This is a genomic window from Saccharothrix longispora (assembly GCF_030852425.1).
Taxonomy (GTDB): domain Bacteria; phylum Actinomycetota; class Actinomycetes; order Mycobacteriales; family Pseudonocardiaceae; genus Actinosynnema; species Actinosynnema longispora.
The window spans coordinates 125563-141111 of the sequence record NZ_NSDM01000019.1 but is presented as its reverse complement, the minus strand read 5'-3'; the positions used below and the strand labels follow the sequence as shown (position 1 = coordinate 141111).

Annotated in this window: 15 protein-coding genes; 3 read left to right on the top strand and 12 right to left on the bottom strand. The window is 74.0% G+C overall.

What is annotated here, in order from left to right:
- Nucleotides 1-543: 543 nt before the first annotated feature.
- On the bottom strand, nt 544-1818 hold the full coding sequence (gene tyrS / locus CKY47_RS32750) for a tyrosine--tRNA ligase (protein WP_306750219.1): 1275 nt from the start codon (nt 1816-1818) through the stop codon (nt 544-546).
- Nucleotides 1819-2084: 266 nt separating this feature from the next.
- On the opposite strand from tyrS, the gene CKY47_RS32745 reads away from it, so the two are divergent.
- On the top strand, nt 2085-2369 hold the full coding sequence (locus CKY47_RS32745) for a hypothetical protein (RefSeq protein ID WP_306750218.1): 285 nt from the start codon (nt 2085-2087) through the stop codon (nt 2367-2369).
- A gap of 11 nt (nt 2370-2380) precedes the next feature.
- Here the strand turns inward: CKY47_RS32745 and CKY47_RS32740 are convergent, their stop codons facing one another.
- On the bottom strand, nt 2381-4264 hold the full coding sequence (locus tag CKY47_RS32740; protein ID WP_306750217.1) for a DUF6461 domain-containing protein: 1884 nt from the start codon (nt 4262-4264) through the stop codon (nt 2381-2383).
- Nucleotides 4265-4373: 109 nt separating this feature from the next.
- On the opposite strand from CKY47_RS32740, the gene CKY47_RS32735 reads away from it, so the two are divergent.
- Nucleotides 4374-4913 (top strand): EF-hand domain-containing protein, encoded by a 540-nt coding sequence (locus CKY47_RS32735; protein ID WP_306750216.1) that lies wholly within the window; start codon nt 4374-4376, stop codon nt 4911-4913.
- Here the strand turns inward: CKY47_RS32735 and CKY47_RS32730 are convergent.
- The 10 genes from CKY47_RS32730 to CKY47_RS32685 form a co-directional block, all read right to left on the bottom strand.
- A complete protein-coding gene (locus tag CKY47_RS32730; protein ID WP_306750215.1) occupies nt 4910-5551 on the bottom strand; it encodes a DNA-3-methyladenine glycosylase in 642 nt (213 codons plus the stop codon). The genes CKY47_RS32735 and CKY47_RS32730 overlap by 4 nt on opposite strands.
- The gene (gene argH / locus CKY47_RS32725; protein WP_306750214.1) at nt 5535-6926 is read right to left on the bottom strand and encodes an argininosuccinate lyase; all 1392 of its coding nucleotides are present in this window, start codon (nt 6924-6926) and stop codon (nt 5535-5537) included. The genes CKY47_RS32730 and argH overlap by 17 nt, the downstream gene beginning before the upstream one ends.
- Nucleotides 6927-7877 carry an argininosuccinate synthase domain-containing protein gene (locus tag CKY47_RS32720; protein WP_306750213.1) on the bottom strand — a complete coding sequence of 317 codons (951 nt, stop codon included), beginning with the start codon at nt 7875-7877 and terminating at the stop codon, nt 6927-6929. It abuts the gene before it with no gap.
- Nucleotides 7874-8368 (bottom strand): arginine repressor, encoded by a 495-nt coding sequence (locus CKY47_RS32715; protein ID WP_306750212.1) that lies wholly within the window; start codon nt 8366-8368, stop codon nt 7874-7876. The genes CKY47_RS32720 and CKY47_RS32715 overlap by 4 nt, the downstream gene beginning before the upstream one ends.
- Entirely contained in the window at nt 8365-9291 is a 927-nt protein-coding gene (gene argF, locus CKY47_RS32710; protein ID WP_306750211.1) for an ornithine carbamoyltransferase, read from the bottom strand. Before argF ends, CKY47_RS32715 begins: the two co-directional genes overlap by 4 nt.
- Nucleotide 9292: 1 nt before the next feature.
- A complete protein-coding gene (locus CKY47_RS32705) occupies nt 9293-10456 on the bottom strand; it encodes an acetylornithine transaminase (protein ID WP_306750210.1) in 1164 nt (387 codons plus the stop codon).
- Entirely contained in the window at nt 10453-11340 is an 888-nt protein-coding gene (gene argB / locus CKY47_RS32700) for an acetylglutamate kinase (protein ID WP_306750209.1), read from the bottom strand. The genes CKY47_RS32705 and argB overlap by 4 nt, the downstream gene beginning before the upstream one ends.
- Nucleotides 11337-12539, bottom strand: a complete 1203-nt coding sequence (gene argJ, locus CKY47_RS32695; protein WP_306750208.1) for a bifunctional glutamate N-acetyltransferase/amino-acid acetyltransferase ArgJ — start codon at nt 12537-12539, stop codon at nt 11337-11339. The genes argB and argJ overlap by 4 nt, the downstream gene beginning before the upstream one ends.
- Nucleotides 12536-13552, bottom strand: a complete 1017-nt coding sequence (gene argC / locus CKY47_RS32690) for an N-acetyl-gamma-glutamyl-phosphate reductase (RefSeq protein ID WP_306750207.1) — start codon at nt 13550-13552, stop codon at nt 12536-12538. Before argC ends, argJ begins: the two co-directional genes overlap by 4 nt.
- A gap of 84 nt (nt 13553-13636) precedes the next feature.
- Nucleotides 13637-14806, bottom strand: a complete 1170-nt coding sequence (locus tag CKY47_RS32685; RefSeq protein WP_306750206.1) for a cytochrome P450 — start codon at nt 14804-14806, stop codon at nt 13637-13639.
- Between the two features lie 85 nt (nt 14807-14891).
- On the opposite strand from CKY47_RS32685, the gene CKY47_RS32680 reads away from it, so the two are divergent.
- Nucleotides 14892-15548, top strand: a complete 657-nt coding sequence (locus tag CKY47_RS32680) for an HAD family hydrolase (RefSeq protein WP_306750205.1) — start codon at nt 14892-14894, stop codon at nt 15546-15548.
- Nucleotide 15549: the final 1 nt, after the last annotated feature.

Below are 15549 nucleotides of genomic sequence, written 5' to 3'. Positions count from 1 at the left end.
ACAACACTGACAAATAATGTCAGTTGTCCAGTAACAATCTCAAAGGAATCCTCTTGACGAGGATCATAAATTTACTGGCTATTCGGCACGCTGTTGAGTTCTCAAAGAACACGCGCTCATCGTCACTCACCGCTTGCACGGCTCGCTCGGAGGCTTGTGTATTCGTAAGCTTTGTTGTGAAACTTGACGCCCTTGGCCGGAACGGCCCTCAGGGCCTCGGCTGGGTCTTCTCGTCTCGAGGTCACCCACTCTACCACACGAGGTGGGAGCTTGGTTCGTGACCCGCCGCACTCCGTTCCGGTCTTCCCGGCCCGTTCCGCGCTGGCAGAGAGAAAGTTACACGCCGCCGAAGAGGAGGTCAAATCAGGGGCGCGGCACCGCTCCACAGGCCGAAACCCCAGGTCAGCAGCCTGTGTAGTACCGACTCACACGCTATCCGACCCGCCTCGCGTGCAACAGTGTGACCGCGATCACTCGACGAGATGACGAAGGCCGCCTGCCCACGAGGGGCAGACGGCCTTCCGGATCACTCGTCCGTGCAGGTCAGAGCAGTACGCGCACGCCCGCGGTGTTGCGCTTGCCGCGCCGCACGACCAGCCACGCGCCGTGCAGCAGGTCCTCCTTCGCGGGCACCCACTCCTCGTCGGTCACCTTCGCGTTGTTCACGTACGCGCCGCCCTCCTTCACGGTGCGCCGCGCCGCGCCCTTGCTGTCCGCGAGCCCGGAGCCGACGAGCAGGTCGACGATCGTCGGGCCGTCCGCCAGGCGGACCTCGCCGGTGGGCGCCTCCGACATGGCGGCCTCCAGCGTCGACAGGTCCAGCTCCCGCAGCTCGCCCCGGCCGAAGAGGGCCTGGCTGGCCGCGATGACCTGCCGGGTCTCGTGCTCCCCGTGCACGAGGTCGGTGAACTCCTGGGCGAGCCTCTTCTGCGCGGCGCGCAGGTGGGGGGCTTCGGCGGTCTGGCGCTCCAGCTCGGCGACCTCCTCGCGCGAGAGGAAGGTGAACATCCGCAGGTACCGGATCACGTCGGCGTCACCGACGTTCACGAAGTACTGGTACCAGGCGTACGGCGAGGTCATCTCCGGGTCGAGCCACACGTTGCCGCCACCGGTGGACTTGCCGAACTTGCGGCCCTCGGCGTCGGTCACCAGCGGCGCGGTCAGGGCGTGCGCGGTCCTGCCGTCGACCCGGCGGATGAGGTCCACGCCGCCGATGATGTTGCCCCACTGGTCGGAGCCGCCGACCTGGAGCTTCGTGCCGTGCGCGCGGTGGAGGTGGAGGTAGTCGTGGGACTGGAGCAGCAGGTAGCTGAACTCGGTGTAGGACATGCCGTCGGCTTCGAGGCGGCGCTTGACCGTCTCGCGGGCGAGCATGACGTTGACCGAGAAGTGCTTGCCGACGTCGCGCAGGAACTCCAGGGCGGACATCGGGCCGGTCCAGTCGAGGTTGTTGACGACGAGTGCGCCGGTGGGGCCGTCGTCGAACTCCACGAACCGCTCCAGCTGGCCGCGGATGCGCCCGACCCACTCGGCGACGGTGTCGAGCGGGTTGAGGGTGCGCTCGGAGGTGTCGCGCGGGTCGCCGATCATGCCGGTCGCGCCGCCCGCCAGGACGAGGGGCCGGTGCCCGGCGCGCTGGAAGCGGCGCAGCATGAGCAGGGGCACGAGGTTGCCGGCGTGGAGGCTGGGCGCGGACGGGTCGAACCCGGCGTAGAGGGTGAGCGGTCCCGCGTCGAGGTCCTTCCGCAGCGCGTCGAGGTCGGTGGATTGCGCGATCAGGCCGCGCCAGGTCAGCTCGTCGAGGATGTGCTCGCTCACCTGGCCATTGTCCGACACCTGGTCAACGCGGTTTGAGCCGGTGTCCGCTCCGGGTAGTCGGGAGCGGGCGCTGGTGAGAGGACCGCAGCGATGACCTACCCGGATCGCGATCCACGCCCCACTGATCGCCCCACCGGGATCGCGCCCCGCCCCGGGGTGCCGCAGCAGCGGCACGTCCCTCCGCAGGAGGTCGCGTACCAGCGGGAAGAGGTCGTCGAGCGCGGCGACGGACGGGTGCGCGTGGTGTGCGCGGTGATCGACGTGCTGTGCCGGCTGTCGCCGTCGTGCTGGCGATCCGCATCTTCCTGGTGATCGGCGGCGCGAACCCGGCGAACGGGTTCGCGCGGATGATCGGGTCGTGGTCGGCGGGGGTGTCGCCGGGCCTGCGCGACCTGTTCACGCCCGCGAGCGCCGGGCTGCGGACGCTGCTGAACGACGGCCTGGCCGCGCTGCTGTGGCTGCTGATCGGGGCGGTGCCGACGAACGTGATCACCCGGGTCGCGCTGCCCTCCGGTGACCGGCGGGTCTGGTACCGGAGGACCGCGCGCTGACCGTCGCCGGATCACCGGCCCGGCTGGTCCTGCCCGGTGATCAGGTGGACCTCGTCGGCCCGCTCGACGGCGGCGAGGTCGTCGGGGGTGATGCCGCGCCCGGTGTAACGGGCGACGGCGGTGAGCCCCCGGGCGACCTTGTGGCGCGAGCCGACCAGGTCGTCCAGCAGTCGGGCGACGTCGGCGGGCAGGTCGTCGGCGCACCAGGGTTCGAAGGCGGCGACGACCCGGCCTCGCTCGGCGAAGCCCAACCCGGTGAGCGCGTCGACGTTCCAGAACATGCTCGCGGCGCGGCCGTGCGCGGACAGCGCGGCGAGGACGTCGCGGTCCGCGCCCCGGCAGCCGTCGGGCTCGATGGCGAGGACCGCCCCGCCGGTCTCGTGGACGGCGACCCACGGGGCGGTGCCGTGCCCGTGGCCGACGTCCCTCCGGGAGGCGGGCGCGGTGGCGCCGAACGCGCGCAGCACCTCGTCGCGGGTGGAGCCGGTGACGACGGTGACGCACGCGGCCTCGGAGAGGGCGCTGCGGTTGATCCAGCGGTGGGCGGCGTACGGGGGTTCGGTGGTGTCCGCCGTCTTGAGCACCCGTTCGGGCGCGGGCGGGGCCGGCCAGACGGCGAGTTCGTACCACTCGGTGTCGTTGCCGTCGCGGCCCCTGGCGTGCACGCGGACGCGGAGGTCGCCGGGCCACGGCGGGGTGGTGTCGGAGACGCCGGGGATGGCCGCGTCACCGCGGCGGGCGTGCCAGGAGACCTCGACGACGTCGTCCCACCACTCGAGGTCGGGCGGTGGTGGCGCGGTCTCGGTGGTGGTGAGGCGGACGGGCACGCCGGCCACGTCGGTGGTGCGCACGGCGATGCCGTTGTCGACGACGGCGACGAGGCCGTTGGCGGAGAAGTCGACGTTCCCCGGGGTGGGTCCCTCGGCGAGGGTGAAGTGGCCGTCGTGGACCCGGGCGTGCCCGGAGGCGTACCGGGGGAAGAGGTACTCGGCGCGGCGGCGGGCCAGGACGGCCTCGGTGTAGTCGGCGGGTGGGGGCAGGGCGGGGAGCAGTCGCGCGGTGACGCCGAGGGCGGTGCCGACGACGGCGGCCGGCGTGGCGACGCCGAGGTGGCGCAGGACGGCGTGGGCGGTGATCACGGCGAGCGCGAGGTGCGGTGTGGCGTGGCGGGCCGCGGCGGCGGTCTCGGCGCGGGTCTCCGGGGTGTCGGCGATCGGCGGTGACGGCTGCGCGTACCGGATCGCGCGGGGGCGCGGGTGGACGGGCCGCGGCGTGGCCGCGGCCGACCGTGCGCGCGCCGCGCGGAGGTTGGCTTCGAGGGCGGCGCGGTGGACCGGGTCCTCGGCGGCGTCCGACGGGTGCACGGCCCGGCCGGTCGGGGTGCCCAGGCCGGGCAGGTGGCGGAGCCGGTGCTCGGCGAGCGCGGCGTGAGCGGCCTGGACGGTCGGGGCGGCCGGTGGTCCGACGGGCGCGGGCGGCGTTCCGGGCGGCACGCCGAGCACCTCGGCCAGCGCCGGGTGGTGGGTGAGCCGGCGCACGAGGTCGTGCACGCGGGCGGTCGCGCCGGGGTGCGTGGCGTCCAGCACGGTCAGGGCGCTCTGTGTCTCGCTCGTCGCGCCCCCGCTCAGCGTGGTGACCGCGGCGTGCTCGACGGGCCGCAGGTCCTCCACCAGGCCGGGCGCGGCGCCGGGCAGGTCGTCGAGGTGGAGTTCCAGGGCGCCGAGGAGGCGTTCGGCGAGCAGGCCGCCCGCGTGGCGCAGGGCGTCGGCGACGTCGACCAGTCCGGGGTCCCCGGGCAGGCCCGCCACGAGTGCCGCCGGTGTCCGCGGTATCCGCGCCGCGACCAGCGGGACGTGCCGGGCCGCGATCACCGCGAAGTCGTCGATCTTCCCCATCCCGCCATGATGGCACTACCGACGGTCACGGCGCGTTCACCCTGCCGCACGCGGGTATGCCCCGGCTGGTCAATTGCCCGTGCCGCGTTCGACCGCCAAGTTCGTTCACGTGGCCAGCGACTTGCAGCGGGAGAAGACCTCCATCGTGTTCGCCGCGATGGACGTGAACGGCGACGGTTACCTGGAGCGCGCCGATTTCGAGGCGTTGACGGACAGGTGGGTGCACCTCCGCGACGGGTACCAGCCGGAGCGGTTGCGGGAGATCATGATGGGCTGGTGGGAGGCCCTGCACGCGGCGTCCGACCAGGACAGCGACGAGAAGGTGTCGCACGACGAGGTGCTCAGGATGGTGGACAACCTCGGCACCGCGCTGGACCTGGTGGTGGCCACGGCCGAGTCGATGTTCGAGGCGGTGGACGAGGACGGCGACGGCGCGGTGTCGGCGCCCGAGTACGGCCGCATGATCCACGCGTGGACCGGTGACGAGACGCCGACGGACGGGGTGTTCGCGCTGCTGGACCTCGACGGCGACGGCACGATCTCCAAGTCGGAGTTCGTGCGGCACTGGGTCGAGTTCTGGGCCGGCGACGACCCGGAGGCGCCGGGCACGCACGTGTTCGGCGAGGTCCGGGCCGGCAGGCAGGTCTAGCGCTCCGGCGGTGGTGCGGCGCGGGTGCGGCGCGTGCCCCGGCGGTAGGCGCTGACCGCCGGGGAGTCGACCCAGAAGCGCCACGGCACGTCGACCGCCACGGCGACGCCGACGCGCGGGCCGGTGCGGATGGCGGTCGGGTCGACGGGGTCGCCCGCGAGCAGCCGCACGGAGGCGTCCGGTGCGGTCAGGTCCGTGCCGTTGTGGGCGCGGTCGAGGCCGAGGACGCCGGTGAGGCGGGCCGGTCCCTTGGCGAGTTCGGCGTCGCTGCGGGCGGCGGGGCGGCGGGCGCGGGCCAGTTCCAGACCGGTCACGACCTCGCCCGCGCGCAGCAGCACGGCGCCGGGCACGCCGTCGGTCAGCGACACGACGTTGGCGCAGAAGTGCATGCCGTAGACGAAGTACACGTACAACCGGCCGGCCGGGCCGAACATGACGTCGTTGCGCGGCGTCCGTCCCCGGTAGCAGTGGGACGCCGGGTCGTCGCCGCCCCGGTAGGCCTCGACCTCGACGATCCGCACGCCCACGACGCCCTCGGGGGTGGTGGACTCGATGGTGCCGCCGAGCAGGAGCCGGGCCGCGTCGATCGGGTCGACGGCCAGCTCCCGCTCGGTGAGCTGCCTAGGCGAGGCGGGCAAGGGAGACCTTGTCCCGGAGCCTCGCGAGCTGCTCGGCGACCCGGTCGGGCGCGGTGCCGCCGTGGGCGTCGCGGGAGGCGATGGAGCCCTCCACGGTGAGCACGTCGCGCACCGCGGGGGTGAGGGCGGGCGAGATGGCGGCGAACTCGTCGTCGGTCAGCTCGTCGAGGCCGACGCCGCGGGTCTCGGCGGCGCGCACGCACTCCCCCGCCGCCTCGTGCGCGACGCGGAACGGCACGCCCTGCCGGACCAGCCACTCGGCGATGTCGGTGGCCAGGGTGAACCCGGCGGGCGCGAGGGCGGCCATGCGGTCGGTGTCGAAGCGCATGGTGCCGATCATCCCGGCCAGGGCGGGCAGCAGCAGCTCCAGCTGCTCGACGGAGTCGAACAAGGGCTCCTTGTCCTCCTGGAGGTCCCGGTTGTAGGCCAGCGGCTGGGCCTTGAGGGTGGCGAGCAGGCCGGTGAGGTTGCCGATGAGCCGGCCGGACTTGCCGCGGGTCAGCTCGGCGACGTCGGGGTTCTTCTTCTGCGGCATGATCGAGCTGCCGGTGGCCCACGCGTCGTCGAGGACGGCGAAGCGGAACTCGGCGGTCGTCCAGATGATCACCTCCTCGGCGATCCGGGACAGGTCGACGCCGATCATGGCGAGCACGAACGCCATCTCGGCGGCGAAGTCGCGCGAGGCGGTGCCGTCGATGGAGTTCTCCACGGGCGCGTCGAAGCCCAGCTCGGCGGCGACCGCGGCGGGGTCGAGGCCCAGCGAGGACCCGGCGAGCGCGCCGGAGCCGTAGGGGGACACGGCGGCGCGCTTGTCCCAGTCGCGCAGCCGCTCGACGTCGCGCAGCAGGGCCTGGCCGTGCGCGAGGAGGTGGTGCGCGAGGAGCACGGGCTGCGCGGACTGGAGGTGCGTGCGGCCGGGCATGACGGCGGTGGCGTGCGCGGCGGCCTGGCCGGCGAGCGCGTCGACCACGTCGAGCACACCCTCGGAGACGCGCTCGGCGGCGTCGCGCAGCCACATCCGGAACAGCGTGGCGACCTGGTCGTTGCGGGAGCGGCCGGCGCGCAGCTTGCCGCCCAGCTCGGGCCCGGCCCGGTCGATGAGGCCGCGTTCCAGCGCGGTGTGCACGTCCTCGTCCTCGACGACCGGCGTGAACGCGCCGGAGGCCACGTCGGCCTCCAGGGCGTCCAGGGCGGCGAGCATGCGCGTCAGCTCGTCGTCGGTGAGCAGGCCCGCGCGGTTGAGCACGCGGGCGTGCGCCCGTGAACCGCGGATGTCGTAGGGGGCGAGTCGCCAGTCGAAGTGCGTCGACAGCGACAGCATCGCCATCGCCTCGGCCGGTCCACTGGCGAAACGCCCGCCCCACAGAGAACTCATCTACCCCTGATCCCTCTTCGACTGGTCGTGCGGGTGGCCCCAGCCGCGGCCGGCGGGGGCGTGGTCGTGCGGTGCCTGCTCGCGGTGCAGGCCGGTGACGGTGGCGCGGCCGTCGTGCAGCAGGAGCCGGACCTCGCCGGTCACGTGCCGCCGGGTGGTCTCCAGGAAGCCGTCCAGCGCGTGCCGCAGCGGTGAGGACCACTGCCCGTCGCGCACCAGTTCACCCCACCGGCGGTCGACCTGCCGCTTGAAGCGGGCCGTCTCGTGCTCCAGGGTGGCGGTCTCCAGCTCCCGGTGCGCGGTGGTCAGGGCGAGGGCGCCGAGCGCCTGCCGGACCCCGCGCACAGTGTGCCGGCCCGCCTTGAGGTCGAGTTCGCGGATGGCCTGGAAGGCGGTGACGGTCTCGCCGTCGAGGGCGACCGGGACGCCCCGGTCGAAGGCGACGACGACCTCGCAGGTGTCCGCCGGCACCGAGTGCGCCGGCCCGGTGCGCGCGGCCCGGCCGCGGAGGTCGTGCCTGGCCCGGGGCGGTTCGTGGTCCGGCGGGAGGACGGTCGGGTGCGGTGCGAGGGCCGCGACGCCGGCGTCCACGCCCGCCCGGTCGGCGGCGGCGAGGTCGTGGGCGACGGCGGTGGCGCCGTGCCGCTCGGCGGCCCGCACGAGGTGCTCGGCGAGCAGCGGGCGGGTCAGCGCGGGGAGCAGCGGGCCGTGCAGCGCGTTGGCGCGCAGCGCGGGCAGGCAGTACCGCTCGGCGAACTCGTCGCGGGCGTCCACGACCAGCGCCTCGGCCGCGCCGCAGGCCAGTGCGCGTTCGCGGACGGTCGCCAGGGCGTCGCCCCGGCCGACGTCGACGGTCACCGCGATCACCTCGGCGCCGCTGCCGGCGAGGCGGCGCAGCGCGACGGACGAGGCGAGGGCACCGGAGTAGGCCAGGACGACCCGCTCGTTCACGGCCCCTCGTCCCCCGCCTCGCCGGCGGCGAGCGCGGCGACGCGCGTCGCCAGCTCGGCGCCGGTGACCGGTTCGCGCGCCACGACGAGGATGGTGTCGTCGCCGGCTATGGTGCCGACGATGTCCTGGAGCGCGGCCCGGTCCAGCGCGCTGGCCAGGAACTGGGCCGCGCCGGGTGGGGTGCGCAGGACGGCGAGGTTGCCGGAGTGGTCGACCGACACCAGCAGCTCGTTGAGCACCCGGACGAGCCGGGTGGTGCCGCCCTGCACGCCGCGCACCGGGCTGCCGTCCTCGGGGATGACGTAGACGGGCGCGCCGCCGTCCGGTCCGCGCAGCTTGACCGCGCCCAGCTCGTCCAGGTCGCGCGACAGCGTGGCCTGGGTGACCTCGATGCCCTCCACCGCAAGCGTTTTCGCCAGCTCGGACTGGCTGCGGATCGCGCGCTGGGCGATCAGTTCGACGATGCGGGCCTGCCGCGCGGTGCGGGTCACGCCGACTGCTCCAGCAGCCACACGAGGAGCGCCTTCTGGGCGTGCAGGCGGTTCTCGGCCTCGTCCCAGACCGCGCTGTCCGGCCCGTCGAGGACGTCGTCGGTGATCTCCTGGCCGCGGTGCGCGGGCAGGCAGTGCAGCACCGTCGTCTTCACCCCGGTGGCCGCGACCAGCTCGGCGTTGACCTGGTAGGGCCGGAACGGGCGCGTCCGGTCGCGGCCGTCGTTCTCCTGCCCCATCGACGTCCACGTGTCGGTGACCAGGACGTCCGCGCCGTCGACGGCCTCGCGCGGGTCGCTGAGCACCCGCACGGAGCCGCCGGTGTCGGCGGCGCGCGCGCGGGCGGCGTCGAGGACCCACGGCGCGGGCTGGAAGTGCTCGGGGGCGGCGACGCGGACGTGCATGCCCGCGGTGACGCCGCCGAGCAGCATCGAGTGGGACATGTTGTTGGCGCCGTCGCCGAGGTAGGTGACGGTGAGGCCGGGCAGCGCGCCGTGCCGGAGCCGGATCGTCTGGAGGTCGGCGAGCACCTGGCACGGGTGGAACTCGTCGGTCAGCGCGTTGATCACCGGGATGCGCGAGACGGACGCCATGGCGTCCATCCGCTTCTGGGCGAACGTGCGCCACACGACCGCGTCCACGTAGCCGGACAGGATGCGGGAGGTGTCCTCGATGGTCTCCTCGCGGCCGAGCTGCATCGACCGGCCGTCGATGATCACCGGGTTGCCGCCGAGCTGGGCGATGCCCACCTCGAACGACAGGCGGGTGCGGGTCGAGTTCTTCTCGAAGATGACCGCGACCGACCTGGGCCCGGCCAGCGGCTTGGCGCCGAGCCGGTCCACCCGGTAGCTGTCGGCGAGGTCGAGGACCTCGGCCTGCTCGGCGGGTGTCAGGTCGTCGTCGCGCAGGAAGTGGCGGACCACGTCACGCCTCCAGCCAGGTCGGCAGCCCCGCCACGAACCGCTGCGCGTCGGCCTCGTCGAGGACGAGCGGCGGGGCGATCCTGATGACGTCGGGCTGGATGGGGTTGATCAGGTAGCCGGCCCGCTGCGCGGCCGCCGCGGCCTTCGCCGAGACCGCCTCGCGCAACGTGATGCCGAGCAGCAGGCCGGCGCCCCGCACCCCGGAGACGAGCGGGTGGTCGAGGGCCTCGACGCCCGCGGCGATCTCCTTGCCGACCGCGGAGGCGTGCTCCAGCAGCCCGTCGGCGGCGATCGTGTCGAGCACGGCGAGGGCGGCGGCGCAGCACACCGGGTTGCCGCCGAACGTGGTGCCGTGCTGGCCGGGTTCGAACAGGTCCTTGGCCGGGCCGAGCGCGACGCACGCGCCCAGCGGCAGGCCGCCGCCGAGGCCCTTGGCCAGGGTGAACACGTCCGGCACGACACCGGCCTGCTGGAAGGCGAACCACGTGCCGAGGCGGCCGACGCCGGTCTGCACCTCGTCGAGGACGAGCAGCGCGCCGTGCTCGGCGGTGATGCGGCGGGCGGCTCCGAGGTAGCCCTCGGGCGGCACGACGACCCCGTTCTCGCCCTGCACGGGCTCCACGACGAACGCGGCGGTCTCGTCGTCGATCGCGGCTTCGAGGGCGTCGACGTCACCGAACGGGATGTGCACGACACCGGGCACGAGCGGCTCGAACGGGGCGCGCTTGGCGGGCTGGCCGGTGAGCGCGAGGGCGCCCATGGTGCGGCCGTGGAAGCCGCCGTCGGTGGCCACGACCTTGGTGCGGCCGGTGCGCCGGCTCAGCTTGAACGCGGCCTCGTTGGCCTCGGCGCCGGAGTTGCAGAACAGCACCCGGCCGTCGCCGTCCGCGCCCGCCAGGTCCAGCAGGCGCTCGGCGAGCGTGAGCGCGGGCTCGTTGATGTAGAGGTTGGAGGTGTGGGCGATCCTGCCGATCTGCTCGGTGACGGCGGCGACCACGGCCGGGTGGGCGTGGCCCAGGGCGTTGACCGCGATGCCGGCGAGCAGGTCGAGGTAGCGGTTGCCGTCCGCGTCCCACACGTGCGCGCCCTCGCCGCGGACGAGCGTCAGGCCCGGCGTGCCGTAGTTGTCCATCATCGCGGCCTGCCACCGCTGCTGGTCGTTCATGCCCGTTCCCCGGTCCCCTCGGTCACCATGGTCCCGACGCCCTCGGAGGTGAAGACCTCCAACAACAGGGAGTGCGCCGATCGTCCGTCGATCACGTGCGCCTCGGGGACGCCGCCGCGCACCGCGCGCAGGCACGCCTCCATCTTGGGCACCATCCCGCTGTCCAGGTCGGGCAGCATCTCCTCCAGCCGCGCGGCGTCGACCCGGTGCAGCAGGGAGCCCCTGTCCGGCCAGTCCGCGTAGAGGCCCTCCACGTCGGTGAGGACCACGAGCTTCGCGGCGTCCAGCGCCACCGCCACCGCGCCCGCCGCGGTGTCGGCGTTCACGTTGTGCACGACGCCGTCGACGTCCGGGGCGACCGTGGAGATCACCGGGATGCGGCCGGCGCGCACGACGTCGAGCACCACGTCCGGGTCGACGTCGACGATGTCGCCGACGAGGCCGATGTCGACCGGTTCGCCGTCCACGACCGCCGGGCGGCGCGCGGCGGTGAACAGGCGGGCGTCCTCGCCGGACAGGCCGACCGCGTACGGGCCGTGGCGGTTGATCAGGCCGACCAGCTCGCGCTGCACCTGGCCGACGAGCACCATGCGGACCACGTCCACGGCCTCGGGCGTGGTGACGCGCAGGCCGCCGCGGAACTCGCTGTGGATGCCGAGCCTGGTCAGCATCGCGGCGATCTGCGGGCCGCCGCCGTGCACCACGACCGGGTGCAGGCCGGCGACCTTGAGGAACACCACGTCCTGGGCGAACGCGCGCTTGAGCTCGTCGTCGACCATGGCGTTGCCGCCGTACTTGACGACGACGATCGCGCCGCGGAAGCGCTGGAGCCAGGGCAGCGCCTCGATGAGGACGGCGGCCTTGTCCTGTGCGGGGATCGTCACGAGCTGTACGCGCTGTTCTCTTCGACGTAGGCGTGCGACAGGTCGGTGGTGAGCACGGTGGCCGTGCCGTCGCCGAGGCCGAGGCCCACCACGATGTCGACGTCGCGACCGGACAGGTCGGCTTCGGCGCGGTCGGCGGCCTTGTGGCCGTCGGCGAACAGGGTGACGCCGTTGATGGCGATGCTCAGCCTGTGCTGGTCGACGGTGGCGCGGGAGCGGCCGACGGCCATGGCGATGCGGCCCCAGTTGGGGTCGGAGCCGAACAGGGCGGTCTTCACCAGGTTGTCCTCGGCCACGGTCTTGGCGACCTCGACGGCCTCGGCCTCGGTGAGCGCGCCGGTGACCGTGATGGCCACCTCCTTGGTGACGCCCTCCGCGTCGCCCTGGAGCTGCTTGACCAGGTCGCCCGCGACGGCTTCGAGGGTTTTCGCGAACTCCTCGGGGTCGGGGGTGACGCCGGAGGCGCCGGAGGCGAGCAGCAGCACGGTGTCGTTGGTGGACGTGCCGCCGTCGACGTCGAGCCGGTCGTAGGTGCGGGCGGTGACCCGGCGCAGGGCCGCGTCGAGCGCGTCGCCGTCGAGGGCCGCGTCGGTGGTGATGACGCTGAGCATGGTGGCCATGTTCGGCGACAGCATGCCCGCGCCCTTGACGAACCCGCCGACGGACCAGCCGTCGGGGTGGGCCTGGAACGACTGCTTGGGGTGGGTGTCGGTGGTCATCACGGCGGTGGCGGCGTCCAGCCCGGCCCGGTCCGTGGCGGCCAGCTCGGCGGCGGCCTTGTCGACGCCCGCGGTGAGGTCGTCCATCGGCAGGCGCTCGCCGATCAGGCCGGTGGAGCACACGGCGACCTCGATCGCGCCCACGTCCAGCACGGCGGCGACCTTCTCGGCGGTCGCGTGGGTGTCCTGGAAACCCTCGGGGCCGGTGCAGGCGTTCGCGCCGCCCGAGTTGAGCACGACGGCGCGCAGCCGGCGCTCCCTGAGCACCTGCTGCGACCACAGCACGGGCGCGGCCTTGACCTGGTTGGTGGTGAAGACGCCCGCGGCGGCCTGGCCCGGCCCCTCGTTGACGACCAGCGCGAGGTCCAGCGCGCCGGACTCCTTGATGCCGGCGGCGACCCCCGCCGCCTTGAAGCCGGACGGGCCGGTCACGCCCCTGTCGCGGTTCACGGGGTTGCGGTTCACGGGCTCGCGGTTCACGGTGCCACTCCCACGGTGGACAGGCCGGTGGTCTCCGGCAGGCCGAGTGCCAGGTTCATGCACTGCACCGCGGCGCCCGCGGTGCCCTTCGCCAGGTTGTCGATCGCGGCGACGACGACGAGCCTGCCCAGGTCGCGGTCGACGGTGACCTGGAGCTGCACGGCGTTCGAGCCGAGCACCGCGCCCGTGGTGGGCCAGTGGCCCTCCGGCAGCAGGTGCACGAACGGCTCGTCGGCGTAGGCCTTCGCGTAGACCTCGCGGACGTCCGCGTCGGGGTCGGTGAGCGCGGCCGAGCAGGTGGCCAGGATGCCGCGCGGCAGCGGGGCCAGGACCGGGGTGAACGAGACCTTCACGTCGTGACCGGCGACCCCGGTCAGGTTCTGCGCGATCTCGGGGGTGTGCCGGTGCGCGCCGCCGACGCCGTAGGCGGACAGCGAGCCCATCACCTCGGAGCCCAGCAGGTTCGTCCTGGCCGCCTTGCCCGCGCCGGACGTGCCGGAGACGGCGACCACGGTGACCTCGGGCTCGACCAGCCCCATCGCGGGGGCCAGGGCCAGCGAGGACACCGTCGGGTAGCAGCCGGGCACGGCGACGCGCTTCGCGCTCCGCAGCTCGTCGCGCTTGCCGGGCAGCTCGGGCAGGCCGTAGGGCCAGCTGCCCGCGTGCTCCCCGCCGTACCAGCGCTCCCAGGCCGCGGCGCTGGTGAGCCGGTGGTCCGCGCCGCAGTCGACGACGAGGGTGTCGTCGCCGAGTTCGGCGGCGATCGCGGCCGACTTGCCGTGCGGGAGGGCGAGGAAGACGACGTCGTGGCCGCGCAGCCGCTCGGCGGTGGTCTCCTCGAGGACGCGGTCGGCGAGCGGCAGCAGGTGCGGCTGGTGGGCGAGCAGCGGCGTGCCCGCGTTGCCGCCGGCCGTGAGCGCCCCCATCTCCACGTCCGGGTGCCCGAGCAGCAGCCGGAGCACCTCACCGCCGGCGTAGCCACTGGCCCCGGCCACCGCGATCCGCACCGTCATGCGGATAAGTATGCACTCCGGTGCATCATCACTCAAATTCCTTTCCACGTCGTGGGAGCCGCCCCACCACGCCGCAGGCAGCCCTCACCAGGTCACGGGCAGCGACGACAGCCCGTAGACGACCTGCCGCGGGCGGAACTCCGGCTCGCCCGCCGGGCGCAGGTCCGGGAAGCGGCGCAGCAGCGCGGGGAGGGCGGCGCGCATCTCCAGCCGGGCCAGGGGCGCGCCGAGGCAGTGGTGCGCGCCGTGGCCGAACGCGACGTGGCCGGTCGGCCGGCGGGTCAGGTCCAGCTCGTCGGCGTCGGGCAGCAGGTCGGGGTCGCGGTTGGCGGCGGGCAGGGAGCAGACCACGAGGTCGCCCTCGGCCAGTTCGCGGCCGCCCAGCTCGACGTCGGCGGTCACGACCCGCGGCACGCCGGTGTGCACGACGGTGAGCCAGCGCAGCAGCTCCTCCACCGCCCCGTCGACGAGCTCGGGCCGTTCGCGCAGCAGGCGGAGCTGGTCGGGGTGGCGCAGCAGGGCGTGCACGCCCAGGCCCAGCATGTTGGCCGTCGTCTCGTGGCCCGCGAGCAGCAGCAGGTCGGCGACGCCCACCAGCTCGTCGCCGTCCAGTTCGCCGGCGCGGACGAGCACGCCCAGCAGGTCGTCGCCGGGGTCGACCCGGGCGCGGTCGACCAGCCCGGCCAGGTAGGCGCGGGACCGCAGCGCGACGTCCATCCGCTGCTCCGGGGTCAGGGACACGTCGAAGAAGTCCGCGGCGCGCTGCTGGAACTCGGCGCGCTCCGCGTACGGCACGCCCAGCAGTTCGCAGATCACCAGCGACGGCACGGGCAGCGCGAACGCGGGCACGAGGTCGGCGGGCGGCCCGGCGTCGGCCATCGCGTCGAGGTGGTCGTGCACGATCTCGTGCACCCTCGGTTCGAGGAGGCGCACCCGGCGGGCGGTGAAGCCGGGCGCGAGCAGCCGCCGCAGCCTGGTGTGCTCGGGCGGGTCGTAGCCGAGCACGTTGCCGGGCCGCACGCGGGCCAGCTCCTCGTCGGACAGGGCGGGCGCGCCGGGCACGAGGTGGCGCGCGGAGTTCCCGAACCGGGCCGGGTCGCCGAGGACGCGGCGGACGTCGGCGACGCGCGTCACCAGCCACACCCGGTCGCCGATCGGCGTCTCGAACAGCCGGACACCGTCCTCGTCGCGCGCCGCGGCCAGCTCGGCCGCCGGGGCGAACCCGTCTCGGCGCATGTGCAGGGGCAGGGTCATGGTGGGCCTCCGACCGTCGGCGGCGCGGGAGGTGCGGTGGGGAGAAGGTAGCGACGGGTCGGGGTGACGCGGCAGGGTCGGGCGAGTGAGACACCTGGACACGGATGGTGACCGACGGCTGCGCGCCGTGATCTTCGACTGGCGGGGCACGCTCGTGCTCGCGCCGACGTTCACCGGCTGGGCGACCGAGGCGCTGCGCCGGCTCGGCCGCGACCCGTCCGGCGCGGCGGGGGTGGCGGCGCTGCTGCGCGTGGGTGCGCCGGACGTGCCGGGCATGGACGCGGACGCCGACCTGCACCGCGAGACCTGCCACCGGGCGTTCCGGGACGCCGGGATCGACGACGAGTTGGCCGACTCGCTGTACGCGGTGGAGTGCGACCCGGCGGCGAACCCGTTCGCGGTGGACGTCGAGCCGGTGCTGCGGGCGCTGCGCGGGCACGGCGTGCGGATCGGGGTGCTCAGCGACATCCACTTCGACATCCGGCCCGCGTTCCGGGACCTGCCGGTGGACTCGTTCACGCTGTCGTTCGAGCACGGCGTGGTCAAGCCCGACCCGGCGATCTTCCGCCTCGCGCTCGACGACCTGGGCGCCGAGCCGGACCGGACGCTCGTGGTGGGCGACCGGTCCACGCACGACGGCGCGGCCGTGGAGTCGGGTCTCACGACCCTGCTCGTCCCGCCCCTGCGGGACGTCCACGACGCGCGCCTGCACCACGTCGCCGCACTGGTGGGTGCGGTGTGAC